Raw genomic sequence first — 17,954 nt, forward strand, 5'->3', positions numbered from 1 at the left:
TGGTCAGTCGCGAACGGGCCCCGGGGCCAAAACCTCACGGGAACCGTTGGTGTTCATGGACGTGACGACCCCGGCCATTTCCATGGCTTCGATCATCCGTGCGGCGCGGTTGTAGCCGATCTTGAGCTTGCGCTGTACCGCGGAAATCGAGGCCCGGCGGCTTTCCAGGACGAACTGCACCGCTTCGTCGTAGAGCGCGTCGGACTCGCTGTCCTCGTCGCCACCGCTGCTGCCGCCGTCGAACCCGCTTCCGGGTTCCTCGACACCGGCGAGGATGTCGTCGTTGTATTCCGGGGCGCCGCGCAGTTTCCAGGCCTCGACCACGCGGTGAACCTCATCATCGGAGACAAACGCACCGTGGACGCGGATCGGCAGGCTGGTGCCGGGCGGCATGTAGAGCATGTCACCGTGGCCCAGCAATTGTTCAGCGCCGCCCTGGTCGATGATGGTCCGCGAGTCGATCTTGCTCGACACCTGGAACGCCATGCGGGTCGGGATGTTGGCCTTGATCAGACCGGTGATCACATCCACCGACGGGCGCTGGGTCGCGAGGATCAAGTGAATGCCCGCCGCCCGCGCCTTCTGGGCAATACGCGCGATCAGTTCTTCAACCTTCTTGCCGACGATCATCATCATGTCGGCGAATTCGTCGACGACCACGACAATGGTCGGCAGTTTGTGCAGCAGCGGCGCTTCGTCGTGAATGCTTTCGCGTTTGTACAGCGGATCGGTCAGCGGCGTGCCGGCGTCCTCAGCTTCCTTGACCTTGTGGTTGAAGCCCGACAGGTTACGCACGCCCATCTTCGCCATCAGTTTGTAGCGGCGCTCCATCTCCGCCACGCTCCAGCGCAGGGCGTTGGCCGCGTCTTTCATGTCGGTGACTACCGGGCACAGCAGGTGCGGAATGCCTTCGTAGATCGACAGTTCCAGCATTTTCGGGTCGATCATGATCAGCTTGGCGTCTTCCGGGCCGGACTTGAACAGGATCGACAGGATCATCGCGTTCACGCCCACCGACTTACCGGAACCGGTGGTACCGGCGACCAGCAGGTGCGGCATTTTCGCCAGGTCGGTGATGACCGGTTTGCCGCCAATGTCGTGACCCAGGGCCAGGGTGACCGGCGACTTGAAGTTGTCGTATTCCGGCGACGACAGCACTTCGGAGAAGCGCACGATCTGTCGGTCTTCGTTGGGAATCTCGATACCGACCGTGGTCTTGCCCGGAATCACTTCCACCACCCGCACGCTGGTCACCGCCAGCGAGCGCGCCAGATCCTTGGCCAGGTTGGAAATACGGCTGACCTTGACCCCGGCCGCCGGTTGAATCTCATAACGCGTAATCACCGGGCCTGGATGGATCGAATCCACCGATACTTCAACGCCGAATTCCTTGAGTTTGATTTCCAGCAGGTGGCCGACAGCCGCCAGGGATTCAGGCGAGTAATTGAGTTGTTTCTTTTCCGCCGGGTCGAGAATCGAGATCGGCGGCAAGGTGCCTTCGACGGCACTGTCGACGAACAACGGCGCCTGTTTTTCTTTCTGCACACGCTTGCTGGGTTCCGGCGGCCGCGCCGGTGCTGGAGCGATGACCGGTGGCACCTGTTTCTCGCGCTCGGACATGTGCTTGCTCAGCGCCTGTTCGCGCTCGATCAGGCGCTCCTTGACCTTGGCCTGCTCGCGTTTGTCCGGCACCGTTGGCGCCACCACGTCGTGCACGCGGTCGTCGACTTCACGCAGTTGCGCGACCAGTTGCTTGCGCTCGGTACGCGCCGACCACCAGCGGTTGGCGGCGCCCTGGAACAGTTCGAACAGGTCGAGGGTGATCTTGCCGGTGACGTCCATCACCTTGAACCACGACAGATCGGTAAACACCGTCAAACCGAACAGGAATAGTGCGATAAAGAGCAAGGTGCTGCCCTGGATATTCAGGGCATTGCGTGCCAGGTCGCCAAGACTTTCGCCCAGTGCGCCACCCGCGCCCGCCGGCAGGCCGGTCGGGGTATGGAAATGGATATGCGCCAGGGCCGCGCCTGACAACACCAGGAACACCAGGCCGATCAGGCGCCAGGAAAACAGCCAGCCGCTCCACTGCCATGGTTCGTGACGCTGACGGAAGATCTGGTAAGCCTTGACCGCCAGCAACAGCGGGAAGATGTAAGCGAAGTAACCCAACACCATGAACAGAATGTCGGCGCTGTACGAGCCGGCCGGGCCGCCGAAATTCTGTACGTCGTCGATCTTGCTGTTGTGGCTCCAGCCTGGATCGTCCTTGCCGTAGGTGAGCAAAGCCATCATCAGGAACAGGCACAGGGCGCCGATGGCAATCAGTGCACCTTCCTTGAGCCGGTAGTGCAAGTGTTGACGCCAAAGCGGAACGACTGTGTTTTTAGGTATTACGGTGGATTTCTTCAAAACGCGTCTTTTCCTGCGCCTACGGCGCGTCCATCTGTTGAATGACGATAAAAAACTGCCCAATCCAGGCAGGTAACAACGTTAACGCGCACAGCCGGGACTACTTTTAACACTCCGTCAGCGCTTTTCGAAGCTCACGATCGGCCGCACCCGGCATTGTACGGGTTTGCCAGATCGTTGCCAGAACCTGCCGCCTAAGTAACAGCATAGCCAAACGGTCACGACACGCCGTTCAATTTGAGCACGCATTGTCTTTGCTGACAAAGGCTTATGTGGTGTTTCTGACAACGAGGCATAACATGGCCAGCAAAATATTGAATGGATTTCCCCATGCGCGCAGTGCTTTGCCGTATCGATGCTCTACGACCGCGTTTGTTGCGCCAAGTTGCAGGCACCGCGCTGAGCGCATCCGGCCCAGCCGACACCGCTTGCCGCCAAGAAATTTCTGGACGACATTGGCGTTTGACGATTCACTGCCCGGCGAGCAAAGCTGCCGCCACTGCCCTCCCCTTCCGTAAGCCTGACTGCCATGCTGACTTGGTTACAACGCGACTCCCTCACTTTTCCACCGCTCGCGAAAGCCATGCGCGATCCCAATGGGTTGCTCGCGGCGGGCGGTGACTTGTCCGCCGATCGCCTGGTTCAGGCTTACCGACACGGTTGTTTCCCTTGGTTCTCCGAAGGCCAGCCGATCCTCTGGTGGTCGCCGGACCCGCGCACCGTGGTGTTTCCCGACGAAGTGCACATCTCGCGCAGCCTCAACAAACTGCTGCGCCAGCAGCGTTACCGCGTGACTTTCGACCAGGATTTTGCCGCGGTCATCCAGGCCTGCGCCGCGCCGCGGGACTATGCCGACGGCACCTGGATCACCGACGCCATGCAAACCGCTTATCTGGAACTGCACCGCCGTGGCCACGCGCACTCGGTGGAAGTCTGGGACGGCGAGACGCTGGTCGGCGGGCTCTACGGCTTGGCCATGGGGCAACTGTTCTTTGGCGAATCAATGTTCAGCCGCGCCGACAACGCCTCCAAATTCGGCTTCGCGACCCTGGTGCGCCACCTTCAGGACTGGGGTTTCGTGATGATTGATTGCCAGATGCCCACCGATCACCTGCACAGCCTCGGCGCTCGCGCCATTCCCCGCAGCCAGTTCGCTGACTACCTGGCCCGGCACCTGGACGCGCCGAGCCAGGCCACGTGGGTTTGCTAAGCGACTTTTGCCGGTGTGGCTTACACTTATTCAAACGCTTTATTTCGAGGGTTGATCATGACCGAGTTGGCGCGCTTGAAGTTCTATGCCACTCAGCCCCACTCTTGCAGTTATCTGCCGGAGGAGCAGGCCACGACCCTGTTTCTTGACCCTAGCCAGCCCATGGATGTGCATGTCTACGCCGACCTGTCGGAAATGGGTTTCCGCCGCAGTGGCGATCATTTGTATCGCCCGCACTGCCAAAACTGTAACGCCTGCGTGCCAGCGCGCATCCCCGTGGCGCAGTTCAAGCCCAACCGCCAGCAGAAACGCATTTTCAAACGCAACGCCGACCTGCAGATACGCCCCGCCAAACCCTGCTTCAGCGAAGAATATTTCGACCTTTATCAGCGTTATATCGAGCAACGCCACGCCGACGGCGACATGTACCCGCCGAGCCGTGACCAGTTCTCCACCTTTCTGGTGCGCGACCTGCCCTTTTCCCGGTTCTATGAGTTTCGCCTCGAAAGTCGACTGGTGGCGGTGGCGGTAACCGACTTGCTGCCGAACGGTTTGTCAGCGGTGTACACCTTCTACGAACCGGCGGAAGAACGTCGCAGCCTTGGCCGTTATGCCATCTTGTGGCAGATCGGCGAGGCCCAGCGCCTGGGCCTTGAAGCGGTCTATCTGGGCTACTGGATCAAGAACTGCAAAAAAATGAACTACAAGACCCAATATCGGCCTATCGAACTGCTAATAAACCAGAGATGGGTTGTCCTGAACTAAGGCCTTGGCTTAAACCCCATTTTTCGGGCACAATGCACGCCGCTTTTGCCTGGCGCAGTTGCACCGGGCCATTCATTGGATACCGAGGGCTTTACTGCATGTCGAAAGAAGACAGCTTCGAAATGGAAGGCACTGTCGTCGACACCCTGCCCAACACCATGTTTCGTGTGGAGTTGGAAAATGGGCACGTCGTAACCGCGCATATTTCCGGCAAGATGCGCAAGAACTACATTCGTATTCTTACCGGTGACAAAGTGCGCGTCGAGCTGACGCCCTATGACTTGAGCAAAGGGCGCATCACTTACCGCGCTCGCTAATCAAGTCAATACAGAACGCCCGGCACTGCCGGGCGTTTTTGTTTGTGCGCGATTTACCAGTCGATGAAGATAACTGTGGGAGCGGGCTTGCCCGCGATGAGGCCATCACTACCGATAGAGGTATGGCGTCTGACCCACTGCTATCGCGGGCAAGCCCGCTCCCACAGGGTTTCGGGTTAGTGCCGGAGTAATAGCCAGGCAATAAAAAGGCGCCTCGCGGCGCCTTATGTTTTACAGCATCAAGCGTCAGGCCATCTCAGCCGTGGTCTCGAAGTCGAACGTCAGTTCACCGTCCTTGATGTCGATGTGAACCACACCGCCATGTTCGGACAACTCGCCGAAGAGGATTTCCTCCGCCAGCGGACGCTTGATCTTATCCTGGATCAGGCGCGCCATCGGACGAGCGCCCATGGCCGAGTCGTAACCACCGGCCGCCAACCAGCCGCGTGCGGCGTCGGTAACCTCCAGCAACACACGCTTGTCTTCCAACTGCGCCTGCAGTTCGGTGAGGAACTTGTCCACCACGCTTTTGATGACCTCATGGCTGAGGCGACCAAACTGGATAATGGTGTCCAGACGGTTACGGAATTCCGGCGTGAAGCTCTTCTTGATCACTTCCATCGCATCGGACGAGTGGTCCTGATGGGTGAAACCAATCGAAGCGCGAGCCGCTGTTTCGGCGCCGGCGTTGGTGGTCATGATCACGATCACATTGCGGAAATCCGCCTTGCGCCCGTTGTTGTCGGTGAGCGTCCCGTGGTCCATGACCTGCAGCAGCAGGTTGAAGACTTCCGGGTGCGCCTTCTCGATTTCATCGAGCAAGAGCACGCAGTGCGGCTGCTTGGTGATCGCTTCGGTCAACAGACCGCCCTGGTCGAAACCGACGTAGCCCGGCGGCGCACCGATCAGACGCGATACGGTGTGGCGCTCCATGTACTCGGACATGTCGAAACGCACCAGCTCAATGCCCAAGGCCTTGGCCAACTGCCGCGCGGCTTCGGTCTTGCCGACACCGGTCGGGCCGGCAAACAGGAACGAACCTACAGGCTTGTCCGGCGACTTGAGGCCGGCACGAGACAGTTTGATCGCAGTCGACAGCGAGTCGATCGCGGCATCCTGGCCAAACACCGTGAGCTTGAGGTCGCGCTCCAGGTTGCGCAGCAGTTCCTTGTCGGAGCTGTTGACGTGCTTTGGCGGAATCCGCGCAATCTTCGCCACGATGTCTTCGACTTGCGGCACTTCGATGCGCTTCACGCGCTTCTCGACCGGCTGAAGGCGCTGGAAGGCACCCGCTTCGTCAATTACGTCGATGGCTTTGTCCGGCATGTGTCGGTCGTTGATGTAGCGCGACGCCAGTTCAGCCGCAGCGCGCAACGCTTCATCGCTGTACTCGATGCTGTGGTGTGCTTCGAAACGGCCTTTCAAGCCGCGCAGGATACCGATGGTGTCTTCGACCGACGGCTCCGACACATCGACTTTCTGAAAGCGCCGCGCCAAGGCCCGGTCCTTCTCGAAAATCCCGCGGAATTCCTGGAAGGTGGTCGAACCGATGCAGCGGATATCACCCGACGACAGCAGCGGCTTGAGCAGGTTCGAGGCATCCATTACGCCACCGGACGCGGCACCCGCACCAATGATGGTGTGGATTTCGTCGATGAACAGAATGGCCTGCGGGCGTTTTTTCAGCTCGTTGAGCAACGCCTTGAAGCGCTTCTCGAAATCGCCCCGGTATTTGGTCCCGGCCAACAAGGCACCGAGGTCAAGGGAGTAGACGACGCTGTTGGCCAGCAAGTCGGGGACCTGGTTGTCGACAATACGCTTGGCCAGGCCTTCGGCAATCGCGGTTTTACCCACGCCCGCCTCGCCGACCAGCAGAGGATTGTTCTTGCGCCGACGCGCGAGAATCTGCGCGACACGCTCGACTTCCATTTCACGGCCAACCAGCGGATCGATGCGACCCTGGCGCGCGAGTTCATTGAGGTTGCTGGCATACGCATCCAGCGGATTGCCCGAAGAAGAAGACTCACCGCCCTCGTCGTCCTGCATATCTTGCTCACCCTCGGAATGATCGCCGTGCCCCGGCACTTTCGAGATGCCATGGGCGATGTAATTGACGACATCGATGCGCGCTACGCTCTGCTGTTTCAGCAGGAACACAGCCTGACTCTCTTGCTCACTGAAGATGGCGACCAGCACGTTGGCGCCGGTCACTTCGCGCTTGCCCGAGCTCTGCACATGGAAGACAGCACGCTGCAATACACGCTGGAAGCCCAGGGTTGGCTGGGTTTCGCGATCCTCGTCATGGACGGGAATCAGCGGCGTGGTGGAGTCGATGAACTCCTGCAGGTCATGCTTGAGTTTGTCGAGGTTTGCGCCACAGGCACGCAAAACGGTGGCGGCAGCCTCATTATCCAGTAGGGCCAGCAGGAGATGTTCGACGGTCATGAACTCATGACGCTTCGAACGGGCCTCCTTGAAGGCTAGATTGAGGGTGACTTCGAGCTCGCGGTTTAACATAGCTTCACCTCATACCCAAGTGGTCGGCGTTAACCGTCCTTCTCGATTTCACAGAGTAGCGGATGCTGGCTTTCCCTGGCGTACTGGTTGACCTGCATGGCCTTGGTCTCGGCGATGTCGCGGGTAAACACTCCACATACTGCCCGCCCTTCTGTATGGACGGCCAGCATGACCTTGGTCGCCAGCTCGCGATTCAGGTTAAAAAACACCTCGAGCACTTCGACGACGAAATCCATCGGTGTGTAGTCATCGTTGAACAAAACCACCTTGTACATCGGCGGTGCCTGTAAAGCAGGCTTGGCCTCCTGAACAGCAATGCCTGCGGAATCGTCGTCGTGTAGATCCGGGCGATCCTGATTGAATGTTAGTCGAATCTGGCTGATTGCATGCATGGAAAGAAAGGTTCGTCAGTTGTGCGAATACAGTGGTGGGGGCGGCCATCGGCGATTTCAACTCCGAGCGCTTAGTCACCTTGACTAACGACAAATCGGTGTTACAACCAATAGAGCCCACAGTGGGTAAAAAAGGTCCGCGGAGTCAATCTTATTTGCAAGATTCGACTGCGGATGAACTGGATGATACTCCAGTGATGGAGTCTGTTGCAGAGGGATATGAGCATGGCAAGTGGCAAGGTGAAGTGGTTCAACAATGCCAAGGGGTACGGCTTCATCAACGAGGACGGCAAGAGCGAAGACCTGTTTGCCCATTACTCGGCGATCAAGATGGAAGGCTACAAGACGCTGAAAGCCGGACAACCGGTGAAGTTCGAGATCATCCAGGGGCCCAAGGGCCTGCACGCGATCAACATTGCGGCCAAGTCTGAATCGGACTCAACCCAGCTGGCACCAGGGGCTCAGACGGCTGAAGCGCAAGCCTGACCCCACCCACGATCATCCAGTCATAAAAAAACCGCCTCACTCGATGGATCGAGTCAGGCGGTTTTTGCGTTGCCACTACCCGTTTACATGTGGGAAATCATTGCGTCACCGAAGGCCGACGAAGACAGCAGCTTGGCGCCGTCCATCAACCGCTCGAAGTCATAGGTCACGGTCTTGGCGGAAATCGCGCCGTTGGTGCCCTTGATGATCAAGTCGGCCGCTTCGGTCCAGCCCATGTGGCGCAACATCATTTCCGCCGAGAGAATCAGCGAGCCTGGGTTGACCTGATCCTTGCCGGCGTACTTCGGCGCGGTGCCGTGGGTGGCTTCGAACATGGCCACGGTGTCCGACAGGTTGGCACCCGGCGCAATACCGATCCCGCCCACTTCCGCCGCGAGGGCGTCGGAGAGGTAGTCGCCATTGAGGTTGAGGGTCGCGATCACGTCATATTCCGCCGGGCGCAACAGGATCTGCTGGAGCATGGCGTCAGCAATGGCGTCTTTGACGATCACGTTCTTGCCGGTTTTCGGGTTCTTGAACTGCATCCACGGTCCGCCGTCGAGCAGGGTTGCGCCGAATTCCTCGGCCGCCACTTCATAGGCCCACTCTTTGAAGGCCCCTTCGGTGAACTTCATGATGTTGCCTTTGTGCACGATGGTCAGCGAGTCGCGGTCGTTGTCGACTACATATTGCAGGGCCTTGCGCGCCAGGCGCTTGGTGCCTTGCAGCGAAACCGGCTTGACCCCGATGCCGCAGTTTTCGTCGAAACGGATCTTGGTCACGCCCATTTCTTCTTTAAGGAACTTGATGACCTTGGTCGCTTCTGGCGAACCGGCCTTCCATTCGATGCCGGCGTAAATGTCTTCCGAGTTTTCGCGAAAGATCGTCATGTCGACGTCGCCAGGCTTTTTCACCGGGCTCGGTACGCCTTCGAACCAGCGTACCGGGCGCAGGCACACATACAGGTCGAGTTGTTGGCGCAGGGCCACGTTCAACGAACGGATGCCACCACCGACCGGGGTGGTCAGCGGGCCCTTGATGGACACCACGTAATCCTTGACGGCGTCGAGGGTTTCCTGTGGCAGCCAGGTGTCCTGGTCGTACACCTGAGTGGCCTTCTCCCCGGCGTAGACTTCCATCCAGGAAATCTTGCGCTCGCCGCCGTAAGCCTTTTGTACAGCAGCATCGACAACCTTGATCATGACCGGGCTGATATCAACGCCGATACCGTCACCTTCAATGAAGGGGATGATCGGGTTGTTAGGAACATTGAGAGAATGGTCCGCGTTGACGGTGATTTTTTCGCCGACGGCTGGAACCTGAATCTTCTTGTATCCCATGCTGAACTCCATTGTTTGATTAAACATCTGGCTTCATTCGAGCGTAACCCAGTTAAATCAGCACGCAAACCCAATGTTCCGGCGATCGGCGGCGATAACCGCTCATTGGCGATGTACAAGCCTGAAAGCAAAGGGAAAAGCGCCAAATATCAGCACGACGAACGTTTCTTGCCCCATCGCCCAGCTGCGACCTTTAGACCAATGGACGAGAATCGTTAACTATGAACCATCGGCAGATTGCCAGCTACCTATGTATAATGCCGCCGCTGACCACAGGGTCACGACGGCTGACCGCTCTATTACGAGTCTCTCCGCCAGAATAAAGCCGTGCTGTTACCGCAGTGCGACCGCTTGACGCTCGACTGATGCACCCAACATCACCGCGAAGAAATCTCGACATTCGGCTCATGGATGACTTTGAACGAACGCGCTTTACCCGGCGCATCTCGAGTTTCTGCGCACGCTTTCAGCAAAGAAGAGAGTTAATCCGAATATGCCCACCCGCTCGAAGATCATCTACACCTTCACCGACGAAGCCCCAGCCCTCGCCACCTATTCACTGTTGCCTATCGTAGAAGCGTTCACCGCTTCGGCTGATATCGCCGTTGAAACCCGCGATATCTCGCTTGCAGGGCGTATTCTGGCCAGCTTCCCCGAGCAATTGGGCGACAAAGCCGTAGCCGACCACCTCGCCGAACTGGGCGACCTGGCCGTTACGCCGGAAGCCAACATCATCAAGTTGCCGAACATCAGCGCCTCGGCTCCCCAGCTGCAAGCCGCGATCAAGGAACTGCAAGACCAGGGCTATGCACTGCCGGACTACCCGGAAACCGTGACCAGCGATGCCGACAAAGACGTCAAGGCGCGCTACGACAAGGTCAAGGGCAGCGCCGTGAACCCGGTTCTGCGCGAAGGCAACTCCGATCGCCGCGCCCCGCTGTCGGTCAAGAACTATGCACGCAAGCACCCGCACAAAATGGGCGCCTGGGCCAAAGACTCCAAGTCTCACGTTGCCCACATGAGCACAGGTGACTTCTACGGCAGCGAAAAAGCCGCCCTGATCGATGCCGCCGATGCGGTCAAGATCGAGCTGATCGCCCAGGACGGCACCGCCACCGTCCTGAAAGAAAAAACCAGCGTGCAAGCCGGCGAGATTCTCGACTGCGCCGTGATGAGCAAAAGCGCCCTGCGCAGCTTCATCGCCGCCGAAATCGAAGACGCCAAGGCCAAGGGCGTGCTGCTGTCGGTTCACCTGAAAGCCACCATGATGAAGGTCTCCGACCCGATCATGTTCGGCCAGATCGTGGCCGAGTTCTACAAAGACGCGCTGGCCAAGCACGCAGACGTGCTGGCGCAGATCGGCTTCAACCTGAACAATGGCATCGGCGACCTGTACGCTCGCATCAAGGCCCTGCCGGCCGAGCAGCAAGCGCAGATCGAAGCTGACATCCAGGCGGTGTACGCCGTTCGCCCGTCCCTGGCGATGGTCAACTCCGACAAAGGCATCACCAACCTGCACGTGCCGAGCGACGTGATCGTCGACGCCTCGATGCCAGCGATGATCCGTGACTCCGGCAAAATGTGGGGCACCGACGGCCAACTGCACGACACCAAGGCCGTGATCCCGGATCGCTGCTACGCCACCATCTACCAGGCAGTGATCGAAGACTGCAAGCTCAACGGCGCCTTCGATCCGACCACCATGGGCAGCGTGCCAAACGTTGGCCTGATGGCGAAGAAAGCCGAAGAGTACGGCTCCCACGACAAGACCTTCCAGATCAAGGCTGACGGCGTGGTTCGCGTCACCGACAGCAAGGGCAAACTGCTGCTGGAACAAACCGTCGAAGCTGGCGACATCTTCCGCATGTGCCAGACCAAAGACGCGCCGATCCAGGACTGGGTCAAACTGGCCGTCAACCGTGCCCGCGCCAGCGACACTCCAGCGATTTTCTGGCTGGACCCAATGCGCGCTCACGACGGCGTGGTCATCGAGAAAGTCCAGGCTTACCTGAAGGATCACGACACCGCCGGCCTGGACATCCGCATCATGTCCCCGGTTGAAGCCATGGCGTTCACCCTGACCCGCACCCGCGAAGGCAAGGACACCATCTCGGTGACCGGCAACGTACTGCGCGACTACCTGACCGACCTGTTCCCGATCATGGAACTGGGCACTAGCGCCAAGATGCTGTCGATCGTGCCGCTGATGAACGGCGGTGGCCTGTTCGAAACTGGCGCTGGCGGTTCGGCACCGAAACACGTTCAGCAACTGCTGGAAGAAAACTTCCTGCGTTGGGATTCCCTGGGCGAGTTCCTGGCCTTGGCCGCGTCCCTCGAACACCTGGGTGTGACCTACAACAACCCGAAGGCGCTGGTATTGGCCAAGACCCTGGACCAGGCCACCGGCCAGTTCCTGGACAACAACAAGTCGCCATCGCGCAAAGTCGGCAACATCGACAACCGCGGCAGCCACTTCTACCTGGCGCTGTACTGGGCCCAGGCCCTGGCCGCCCAGAGCGAAGACACTGCGCTGCAAGCGCAATTCGGCCAACTGGCCAAGACCCTGACCGAGAACGAAGCGACCATCGTTGCCGAGCTCAACGCCGTTCAGGGCAAGCCAGTGGACATCGGCGGTTACTACCACGCCGACGCCGAGTTGATCAGCAAGGCCATGCGTCCAAGCGCCACCCTCAACGCGGCGATCGCTGCGCTGGTGTAAGGTTGTAAGGAAGCAAAGAAGCCCCGGCCCCGTGCCGGGGTTTCTGTTTTCGGTGCGCAATGATTAGCACAAAAACCTGTGGGAGCTGGCTTGCCAGCGATGGCGGCTTATCATTCACCAATGATGGTGACTGACCTACGGCTATCGCTGGCGATCCAGCTCCCACAATGACCGCTGTTCAATGTTCAGAATCGAGGAAGCCTCATGGACTGGAAACCCCACATCACCGTCGCCACCATCGTCGAGGACAACGGCCGCTTCCTGATGGTCGAAGAGTCCAAGGGCGGCCGCGCGGTGCTCAATCAGCCCGCCGGGCACCTGGACCCGAACGAAACCCTGACCGAAGCCGCTGTGCGCGAGACCCTCGAAGAAACCGGCTGGGACGTCGAAGCCACCGGCATCGTCGGCATTTACCTGTACACCGCCCCCAGCAATGGCGTGACTTACCAACGCGTGTGCTTCACTGCCAAAGCCTTGAAACATCACCCCGACTATCAACTGGACGACGGCATCCTCGGCGCCAAGTGGTTGACCCGGGACGAATTAATGCTGCAGCGCGAACACTGGCGCAGCGAACTGATCATCCGCTGCATCGACGATTACCTGGCCGGCCATCGCTTCAGCCTCGAATTGATCCGACCTTCTCTTTAGCCTTGCGCGCGCCAGCCTGTTAGAATCGCGTCCTTTTTCAAGACACTCATTGAATCCCTATGCGTGATCCAGCCCCTTCTGACACCCCCAAGAAGCGCGTCATTGTCGGCATGTCCGGCGGCGTGGACTCTTCCGTTTCCGCTCTCCTGCTGATCGAGCAGGGTTATGAGGTGGAAGGCCTGTTCATGAAGAACTGGGAAGAAGACGATGGAACGGAATACTGCACCGCCATGGATGACCTGGCGGACGCCCAGGCCGTGTGCGACCGGATTGGCATCAAGCTGCACACCGCCAACTTCGCCGCCGAGTACTGGGACAACGTGTTCGAGCATTTCCTGGCCGAATACAAGGCCGGACGCACTCCGAACCCGGACATCCTGTGCAACCGCGAGATCAAGTTCAAGGCGTTCCTGGACTACGCCCTGATGCTCGGCGCCGACCTGATCGCCACCGGTCACTACGTGCGCCGCCGCGACATCGACGGCCGCACCGAACTGCTCAAGGGCCTGGACCCGAACAAGGATCAGAGCTACTTCTTGCATGCCGTCGGCGGCGAGCAGATCGCCAAGACTCTGTTCCCGGTCGGCGAGCTGGAAAAACCCGAGGTCCGCGCGATTGCCGAAAAGCACCAATTGGCCACCGCCAAGAAGAAGGATTCCACCGGGATCTGCTTTATCGGCGAGCGCCGCTTCAGCGACTTCCTCAAGCAATACCTGCCGGCCCAGCCGGGCGAGATCAAGACCACCGAAGGCGAGGTGATCGGCAAGCACCACGGGCTGATGTACCACACCATCGGCCAGCGCCAGGGGCTGGGCATCGGCGGCTTGAAAGACGCCGGTGAAGAGCCGTGGTACGTACTGGTCAAGGACCTCGAGCACAACGAGTTGATCGTCGGCCAGGGCAACGACCATCCGTGGCTGTTCTCCCGGGCCCTGCTCGCTTCGGACATCTATTGGGTTAACCCGATCGACCTCAGTGAGCCGCGTAAGCTCACCGCCAAGGTTCGTTATCGCCAGAGCGATCAGCCTTGCACCCTGGAAAAAACCGCCACCGGCTACCGCGCCACGTTCGATGACCCGCAACGCGCGGTCACGCCTGGCCAGTCCGTGGTGTTCTATGACGGCGACATTTGCCTGGGCGGCGGCGTAATAGAAGTCGCCGAGCCCTGGAGCAGCAAGGCATGAGCCCGACTCAGGAGCAACTGACGGCACTCGGCGGGGTGTTCCTCGCTGCGGTGCTGGTGGATAAAATCGCCAAAACCGGCCAGATCACCGAGGCGGGCCTGACCTGCATGCTCGGCAGCCTGTTGATCCGCGATCCCAAGGACACCCTGGAAGTTTACGGCGGCGACGATATCAACCTGCGCGAAGGCTATCGCGCGCTGGTCGGCGCCCTCGAACGGGACCCGAGCACCTTGCAGCGCGAGCCGTTGCGCTACGCCCTGTCGATGCTCGGCCTGGAGCGGCAGTTGGCCAAGCGCGACGACCTGCTCGACGAGATCGGCAAGCGCCTGCCGCAGATTCAGTCGCAGGTCGAGCACTTCGGCGCCGCCCACGAAAACGTGGTCGCCGCCTGCGGGGCGTTGTATCAGGACACCCTGAGCACCCTGCGCCAACGGATTCAGGTGCATGGCGACATGCGCAACTTGCAGCAGCCGAGCAACGCTTCGAAAATCCGCGCGCTGTTGCTGGCCGGGATTCGCTCGGCGCGCCTGTGGCGGCAACTGGGCGGCCATCGCTGGCAACTGGTGATCAGCCGCCGCAAGCTGCTCAAAGAGCTGTACCCGCTGATGCGCAGTGGCAACTGACGCACGCCCGCACACTGTTTTGTAGCTCGTAACGCGTAATACGCCGGTCAGTTGGCAACGGACCGGCGGATTTTTTCATGTATGATACGCGCCCCATTTCGTTGCCCGACTGTCCGAGAACACCCCATGCAGCTTTCTTCGCTCACTGCGGTTTCCCCTGTTGACGGCCGCTACGCCGGCAAAACCCAGGCCCTGCGCCCTATTTTCAGCGAGTACGGCCTGATCCGTGCCCGCGTTCTGGTTGAGGTGCGCTGGCTCCAGCGCCTGGCCGCTCATTCCGCCATCAGCGAAGTGCCGGCGTTCTCCGCCGAAGCCAACGCGGTGCTCAATGAACTCGCCGAGAACTTCGCCCTGGAGCACGCCGAGCGCGTCAAAGAGATCGAGCGCACCACCAACCACGACGTCAAGGCCATTGAATACTTGCTTAAAGAGCAAGCGGCCAAGCTGCCGGAACTGGCCAACGTCAGTGAGTTCATCCACTTCGCTTGCACCAGCGAGGACATCAATAACCTGTCCCACGCCCTGATGCTGCGCGAAGGCCGTGATGACGTGATGCTGCCGCTGATGCGCCAGACCGCCGAAGCCATCCGCGAGCTGGCGATCCGTTTCGCCGACGTACCGATGCTGTCGCGCACCCACGGCCAACCGGCCTCGCCGACCACCCTGGGCAAAGAACTCGCCAACGTGGTTTACCGTCTCGAGCGTCAAATCGCGCAAGTGGCTGCCGTGCCGCTGCTGGGCAAGATCAACGGTGCCGTGGGCAACTACAACGCGCATCTGTCGGCCTACCCGGAAATCGACTGGGAAGAAAACGCCCGCGCCTTCATCGAAGACGAGCTGGGCCTGGGCTTCAACCCTTACACCACGCAGATCGAGCCGCACGACTACATCGCCGAGCTGTTCGACGCCATCGCGCGCTTCAATACCATCCTGATCGACTTCGACCGTGACATCTGGGGCTACATCTCCCTGGGTTACTTCAAGCAGCGCACCATCGCCGGCGAAATCGGTTCGTCGACCATGCCGCACAAGGTCAACCCGATCGACTTCGAAAACTCCGAAGGCAACCTGGGCATCGCCAACGCGTTGTTCCAGCACCTGGCGAGCAAACTGCCGATCTCCCGCTGGCAGCGCGACCTGACCGATTCCACCGTACTGCGCAACCTCGGTGTCGGCTTCGCCCACAGCGTGATCGCCTACGAAGCCAGCCTCAAAGGCATCAGCAAACTCGAGCTGAACGCGCAGAAAATTGCCGCCGACCTCGATGCCTGCTGGGAAGTGCTGGCCGAGCCGATCCAGACGGTGATGCGCCGCTACAACATCGAAAACCCGTACGAAAAGCTGAAAGAGTTGACCCGCGGCAAGGGCATCAGCCCTGAAGCGCTGCAGACTTTCATCGACGCGCTGGACATGCCCGCCGAAGCCAAGGCCGAGCTGAAAAAGCTGACCCCGGCCAGCTACATCGGTAACGCTGTAGAGCAAGCCAAGCGCATCTGATCGACCGCTTTACCCGTTTGAGACGCCCGGCAGCGCCGGGCGTTTTTATTCCCGTCTGGAAAGTGCTTTTTTTCAATAGGTTACACATGAATCCTGATATCCCTCTTCAACTCCTGGGCGGCATCACGGCACGGGAGTTCCTGCGCGACTACTGGCAGAAAAAACCGCTGCTGATCCGCCAAGCGATTCCTGATTTCGAAAGCCCGATCGACGCCGACGAACTGGCCGGCCTGGCCCTGGAAGAAGAAGTCGAATCGCGCCTGGTGATCGAGCACGGCGAGCGTCCCTGGGAATTGCGCCGCGGCCCGTTTGCCGAAGACGAATTCAGCAAGCTGCCGGAGCGCGAGTGGACCCTGCTGGTGCAAGCAGTGGATCAGTTCGTGCCGGAAGTCAGCGAACTGCTGGAGCACTTCCGCTTCCTGCCGAGCTGGCGCATTGATGACGTGATGATCAGCTTCGCCGCCCCTGGTGGCAGCGTTGGCCCGCACTTCGACAACTACGACGTGTTCCTGCTGCAAGGCCACGGCAAGCGCAACTGGAAGATCGGCCAGATGTGCGACTCCGAGAGCCCGCTGCTGCAGCACGCCGACCTGCGCATCCTCGCCGACTTCGACGCGACCGAGGAATGGGTGCTGGAACCGGGCGACATGCTCTACCTGCCGCCGCGCCTGGCCCATTGCGGTGTCGCGGTTGACGATTGCATGACCTACTCGGTGGGCTTCCGCGCCCCGAGCGCTGCTGAAGTGCTGACGCACTTCACCGACTTCCTGAGCCAGTTCCTGCCGGACGAGGAGCGCTACACCGACGCCGACGCGCAACCAGCGGCCGATCCACACCAGATTCAGCACGACGCCCTCGATCGCCTCAAAGGCCTGCTGGCCGAGCACATGAGCGACGAGCGCCTGCTGCTGACCTGGTTCGGCCAGTTCATGACCGAGCCGCGCTACCCGGAATTGGTGGTCGGCCCGGAAGAGGTCGAAGAAGAGGACCTGCTCAGCGCCCTGCAACAGGGCGCGGTGCTGATCCGCAACCCGAGCGCACGCCTGGCCTGGTCCGAAGTCGATGACGATCTGCTGTTGTTCGCCAGCGGCCAGAGCCGTTACCTGCCGGGCAAACTGCGAGAGCTGTTGAAACTGATTTGCGCCGCTGACGCACTGCACGTCGACAATCTGGGGAACTGGTTGAGCGACGAAGACGGCCGCGGCCTGCTGTGTGAACTGATCAAGCAAGGAAGCCTGGGGTTTGCTGATGAATAAAATCCACGTACGTGTCGCAGACTGGCAAAAGGACAACGCCGAGATCCGGCGCATTCGTGAGACGGTGTTTATTGCCGAGCAATGCGTTCCACCCGAGCTGGAGTGGGACGCGGATGACGCAACCGCCGTGCATTTCCTGGCTTTCGAAGGCGACTTTCCCATCGGCACTGCACGCCTGTTGCCCGACGGGCACATTGGTCGGGTGTCGGTGTTGAAAGACTGGCGCGGCCTGAAGGTCGGCGATGCGCTGATGCAGAACGTCATCCAACAAGCCGAAGCTCGGGGGCTGAAGCAGCAAATGCTCAGCGCCCAGGTGCAGGCCACAGCGTTCTACGAACGCCTGGGCTTCAGCATCGTCAGCGCGGAATTCCTCGAAGCCGGGATTCCGCATGTGGACATGGTGCGCGATTCGGTTTGACACCGAGTCGCGGCTTTCGCGAGCAGGTTTTTCGGGTGTTGCCAGATTGCAGCACACCGTTGATCAATGTAGGAGCGAGCCTGCTCGCGAATAAGCCCGAAAGAACACGCAAAACGCCCCGCCATCTAACGATGCCGGGGCGTTTTACTGTCTAGCATTCAACTTGC

At 59.9% G+C, this 17,954-nt stretch carries 15 protein-coding genes; 11 read left to right on the top strand and 4 right to left on the bottom strand.

The window, feature by feature from the left end; all coding sequences use genetic code 11:
- Nucleotides 1-3: 3 nt before the first annotated feature.
- Nucleotides 4-2,412, bottom strand: a complete 2,409-nt coding sequence (ftsK, locus tag RG836_RS13120) for a DNA translocase FtsK (protein ID WP_310845974.1) — start codon at nt 2,410-2,412, stop codon at nt 4-6.
- A 529-nt stretch (nt 2,413-2,941) separates the two neighbouring features.
- Between ftsK and aat the strand changes: the two genes are divergently transcribed.
- From aat to infA, 3 genes are all read left to right on the top strand, one after another.
- Nucleotides 2,942-3,622 carry a leucyl/phenylalanyl-tRNA--protein transferase gene (aat, locus tag RG836_RS13125; protein WP_310845976.1) on the top strand — a complete coding sequence of 227 codons (681 nt, stop codon included), beginning with the start codon at nt 2,942-2,944 and terminating at the stop codon, nt 3,620-3,622.
- Between the two features lie 57 nt (nt 3,623-3,679).
- Nucleotides 3,680-4,387, top strand: a complete 708-nt coding sequence (locus RG836_RS13130) for an arginyltransferase (protein ID WP_310845978.1) — start codon at nt 3,680-3,682, stop codon at nt 4,385-4,387.
- A 98-nt stretch (nt 4,388-4,485) separates the two neighbouring features.
- Nucleotides 4,486-4,704: a translation initiation factor IF-1 gene (infA, locus tag RG836_RS13135; protein ID WP_002553999.1), complete on the top strand. Its 219-nt coding sequence runs from the start codon at nt 4,486-4,488 to the stop codon at nt 4,702-4,704.
- A gap of 246 nt (nt 4,705-4,950) precedes the next feature.
- Here infA and clpA read toward each other — a convergent pair whose 3' ends face one another.
- A complete protein-coding gene (clpA, locus tag RG836_RS13140; protein WP_310845979.1) occupies nt 4,951-7,221 on the bottom strand; it encodes an ATP-dependent Clp protease ATP-binding subunit ClpA in 2,271 nt (756 codons plus the stop codon).
- Between the two features lie 29 nt (nt 7,222-7,250).
- Nucleotides 7,251-7,613 carry an ATP-dependent Clp protease adapter ClpS gene (gene clpS / locus RG836_RS13145; protein ID WP_015094394.1) on the bottom strand — a complete coding sequence of 121 codons (363 nt, stop codon included), beginning with the start codon at nt 7,611-7,613 and terminating at the stop codon, nt 7,251-7,253.
- 219 nt (nt 7,614-7,832) lie between these two features.
- Between clpS and cspD the strand changes: the two genes are divergently transcribed.
- Nucleotides 7,833-8,099, top strand: a complete 267-nt coding sequence (gene cspD, locus RG836_RS13150) for a cold shock domain-containing protein CspD (protein WP_310845983.1) — start codon at nt 7,833-7,835, stop codon at nt 8,097-8,099.
- Between the two features lie 83 nt (nt 8,100-8,182).
- Here the strand turns inward: cspD and icd are convergent, their stop codons facing one another.
- Nucleotides 8,183-9,439 (bottom strand): NADP-dependent isocitrate dehydrogenase, encoded by a 1,257-nt coding sequence (gene icd / locus RG836_RS13155; protein WP_310845985.1) that lies wholly within the window; start codon nt 9,437-9,439, stop codon nt 8,183-8,185.
- A gap of 493 nt (nt 9,440-9,932) precedes the next feature.
- On the opposite strand from icd, the gene RG836_RS13160 reads away from it, so the two are divergent.
- From RG836_RS13160 to RG836_RS13190, 7 genes are all read left to right on the top strand, one after another.
- Complete coding sequence (locus tag RG836_RS13160; RefSeq protein ID WP_310845986.1) at nt 9,933-12,158, top strand: NADP-dependent isocitrate dehydrogenase; 2,226 nt, start codon at nt 9,933-9,935, stop codon at nt 12,156-12,158.
- Between the two features lie 204 nt (nt 12,159-12,362).
- A complete protein-coding gene (locus tag RG836_RS13165; protein WP_310845988.1) occupies nt 12,363-12,809 on the top strand; it encodes an NUDIX hydrolase in 447 nt (148 codons plus the stop codon).
- A gap of 59 nt (nt 12,810-12,868) precedes the next feature.
- Nucleotides 12,869-13,993 (top strand): tRNA 2-thiouridine(34) synthase MnmA, encoded by a 1,125-nt coding sequence (mnmA, locus tag RG836_RS13170; protein ID WP_310845990.1) that lies wholly within the window; start codon nt 12,869-12,871, stop codon nt 13,991-13,993.
- Entirely contained in the window at nt 13,990-14,616 is a 627-nt protein-coding gene (hflD, locus tag RG836_RS13175; RefSeq protein ID WP_310845991.1) for a high frequency lysogenization protein HflD, read from the top strand. The genes mnmA and hflD overlap by 4 nt, the downstream gene beginning before the upstream one ends.
- Before the next feature lie 126 nt (nt 14,617-14,742).
- Entirely contained in the window at nt 14,743-16,113 is a 1,371-nt protein-coding gene (purB, locus tag RG836_RS13180) for an adenylosuccinate lyase (RefSeq protein ID WP_310845992.1), read from the top strand.
- Nucleotides 16,114-16,199: 86 nt separating this feature from the next.
- Nucleotides 16,200-17,369, top strand: a complete 1,170-nt coding sequence (locus tag RG836_RS13185) for a ribosomal protein uL16 3-hydroxylase (RefSeq protein ID WP_310845993.1) — start codon at nt 16,200-16,202, stop codon at nt 17,367-17,369.
- Nucleotides 17,362-17,787 (top strand): GNAT family N-acetyltransferase, encoded by a 426-nt coding sequence (locus tag RG836_RS13190; protein ID WP_310845994.1) that lies wholly within the window; start codon nt 17,362-17,364, stop codon nt 17,785-17,787. Before RG836_RS13185 ends, RG836_RS13190 begins: the two co-directional genes overlap by 8 nt.
- Nucleotides 17,788-17,954: the final 167 nt, after the last annotated feature.

The organism is Pseudomonas rhizozeae (genome assembly GCF_031583775.1).
GTDB lineage: Bacteria > Pseudomonadota > Gammaproteobacteria > Pseudomonadales > Pseudomonadaceae > Aquipseudomonas.